The following is a 2,787-nucleotide window of genomic DNA, read 5'->3' on the forward strand; positions in this document are numbered from 1 at the left end:
GTACTGGTGAGCATAATTTGTCGTCCCATCTAGGGGATCGATCGCCCAGAGGTACTTCGCATCGGTCGCCCCATATTGTCCCGATTCCTCAGCCAAGATCGAATGCTCCGGGAAATGCTGGCGCAAGACTTCTAAAATTACGGCTTCGGCTTGTTTGTCTGCTTCGGTAACTAGATCGCCCGGACGCCCCTTTTCGACGATCGACTCTAATTTACCCCAACAAGCTTGCAAGACTTCCCCGGCGGCTAAAGCGGCGATATTTGCTACTTCTAAATAATTTGCCCGTTGTGCTAGTGTATCGGCAGCGGTAGTGGAATGCGGTGAGTTCATTAGCTCGATCGAGTAAATGCGTGCGATCGTTATCGTACAATAACACCGTCCCATTTGCGCGATCGTAGATCGCACTAAAAATCTCCCGATTCTCTTGCACAGAGGCTCCGCCAACGGGTGCGAGAGATAGAGCGAGAATTAACTTATTATCGGTATTTAGTTAGTACTACTATTTGCTGATGCGCTGCAAACTAGCTCATACTGTCTTTTTGTTTCGATATAAAACTGTCGATGTGGCTGTAGCTGCTGGTGATAGAGTCCGATACATTGTTGGATTACCAAGTTAAGGTCTTGATTTGTATGGTTTTGAACCTCTTCTAATTGCTGAGCCGTTTGAGCATCTAACTGAATGATAAGCTGCATGATAAATCCTTTTTTATATTTTTAGGTGTGAATTGATTTTATCCGACCATCTCGTTATTTCTATCAGCCGATCGAGAGATATTTTTAAGCGATCGATTGTCAATAATTATTCTACCTATAAGATTAAAAAGTGCGGTTGAAACATACAAATAATTACAATTAAATCGCAAGTATTTATCGTTAATGCGATCGATTTAGACATACTCAATCCAAAATTATTCAATAGACTTCCTCTAAACGTCAAAATCTACTCTTTGTCAGTACTATTTTTTGCAGAAATTTCCCCGATCTGCTATTCGCTGACTGGCGCAGGAATCGGCAAAGATAGTCACAACTTAACAATCAATCGCCAGATGACAGGTTTTTCGGTAAAATGCTAGAGCAAGCAATCATTCACCCACTAACCTGATGGTCATGAACCCAGCAGCAACACAGGAAACAAACGATCTGTCAAATGAACCCAGCGAGAAAATGCTGGAAGCCATGAGACATTTTTCCGAAACTTATGCCAAAAACACCGATACCTACTTCTGTGTCGATCTCTCCGTAACCGCTGTCGTGATTAAGGGACTGGCAAAAAATAAGGAAGAGCTGGGTTCGCCCCTATGTCCGTGCAGACACTATGAAGATAAAGAAGCTGAAGTCAAAGCAGCTTTTTGGAACTGTCCCTGCGTCCCCATGCGCGAGCGCAAAGAATGCCACTGCATGTTATTCCTAACTCCTGAAAATGACTTTGCTGGAAAAATGCAAGAGATCTCCCTCGACGAAGTTAAAGCAGTATAAATAGTTAACTATCGATCTAGTCGATTTGGGTAAGGGTCGTTAATTCGATTAGTTCGATCGAACTAGACGATCGAGAGTTGCGACCGTTGCTGTATCGTTCGCGTAGCGTTACCTTCGGTAAATCGGCAATCTCCTGGTAATTTGCCATGACAATCCCAGGACATGCCAATGGTAAAATAAATTTAGGTGGCAAACTAGCCGCCAATTCTTAATTATCTCGTGCTGCTCACTCATGTCCGTCGATGAATTTACCAGTCTGCATTCAGCTATTCCGATCGATCGGATAAAGTACGACGAGCGGGGTTTAGTTCCCGCGATCGTCCAAGATTATTTGGATGGTACCGTGCTGATGATGGCATGGATGAATAGCGAATCTCTAGCTAAAACGATCGCGACTGGTGAAACCTGGTTCTGGAGCCGTTCGCGGCAAGAGTTTTGGCATAAAGGCGCAACTAGCGGACACATTCAACACGTCAAATCGCTACGCTACGACTGCGACAGCGATGCGCTGCTAGTGACAGTCGAACAAGTGGGCGATATTGCCTGTCATACGGGCGAACGGAGCTGTTTTCACCAAGTTGCCACCGATACCAAAATCGCCCCACCCGCCGATACTTTATCAGATTTATATCAGACGATCTGCGATCGCCGCGACGCGCCCCAAGCTGGCTCTTACACTCAGAGCTTATTTGCAGGTGGCGATAACAAAATCCTCAAGAAAATTGGCGAGGAAGCCGTCGAAGTCGTGATGGCATGTAAAGACGATCGACCCGCCGAAATTGCTGGCGAAGTCGCCGATCTGTTCTATCATACTCTCGTCGCCCTCGCCCACCACCGCGTCAGTATCCGCGATGTCTATCGCGTCCTCCAACAGCGCAAAAAGTAATTACTCGTATCTTGCCTCAAAACAAAGTTACTGGTGTTCTGGTGGATAGTGAATAGCGAAAAGTGCTGATGGGCAACTGGTTATTTTTCCCGACCTGTGGGTAACCCGCCCATTGTTCTGGGGGCGCGTGGTTTGTGGGGTACGTTTCCCCCACAAACGTCGCTTGTTTCCCCGATTGGGTTCGTTCCATGGTCGTCGGATCGGGTTCCCCGAGCCGTGGGAACAAAGGCGGGACGAACTCCGCCACGTAAAGCACCTTTTCAAGACAGTGGATAGTCTTAGTACTCAAGAGTAGGTACTCCACAGCCAGTAAGTGAGCAGTAGCCGCACCCAAAACCCAAAGCCCAAAATCTAAAGCCCAAAGCCTAAAGCCCAGAGCCTAAAAGCCCAAAGCCTAATGTATGTTGACAGAAATTGCCCAAAAC

Annotated in this window: 5 protein-coding genes; 2 read left to right on the plus strand and 3 right to left on the minus strand. The window is 46.5% G+C overall.

Going from position 1 to position 2,787, the window contains the following annotated elements; all coding sequences use genetic code 11:
• Positions 1–330, minus strand: a 330-nt coding sequence (locus RMO52_RS13020) for an inositol monophosphatase family protein (protein WP_310414816.1), incomplete at its 3' end; no start/stop codon positions are given.
• 156 nt (positions 331–486) lie between these two features.
• A complete protein-coding gene (locus RMO52_RS13025; protein WP_309742090.1) occupies positions 487–693 on the minus strand; it encodes a hypothetical protein in 207 nt (68 codons plus the stop codon).
• A 408-nt stretch (positions 694–1,101) separates the two neighbouring features.
• Between RMO52_RS13025 and RMO52_RS13030 the strand changes: the two genes are divergently transcribed.
• A complete protein-coding gene (locus tag RMO52_RS13030; protein WP_396134971.1) occupies positions 1,102–1,476 on the plus strand; it encodes a ferredoxin-thioredoxin reductase catalytic domain-containing protein in 375 nt (124 codons plus the stop codon).
• A gap of 16 nt (positions 1,477–1,492) precedes the next feature.
• On the opposite strand, the gene RMO52_RS13035 is transcribed toward RMO52_RS13030, so the two are convergent.
• Entirely contained in the window at positions 1,493–1,681 is a 189-nt protein-coding gene (locus tag RMO52_RS13035) for a hypothetical protein (protein ID WP_310414819.1), read from the minus strand.
• A gap of 27 nt (positions 1,682–1,708) precedes the next feature.
• On the opposite strand from RMO52_RS13035, the gene hisIE reads away from it, so the two are divergent.
• Positions 1,709–2,362, plus strand: coding sequence for a bifunctional phosphoribosyl-AMP cyclohydrolase/phosphoribosyl-ATP diphosphatase HisIE (gene hisIE, locus RMO52_RS13040; RefSeq protein ID WP_310414821.1), 654 nt, complete (start codon positions 1,709–1,711; stop codon positions 2,360–2,362).
• Positions 2,363–2,787: the final 425 nt, after the last annotated feature.

It is taken from the genome of Chamaesiphon sp. OTE_8_metabat_110 (assembly GCF_031382685.1).
In the GTDB taxonomy this organism is placed as follows: domain Bacteria; phylum Cyanobacteriota; class Cyanobacteriia; order Cyanobacteriales; family Chamaesiphonaceae; genus Chamaesiphon.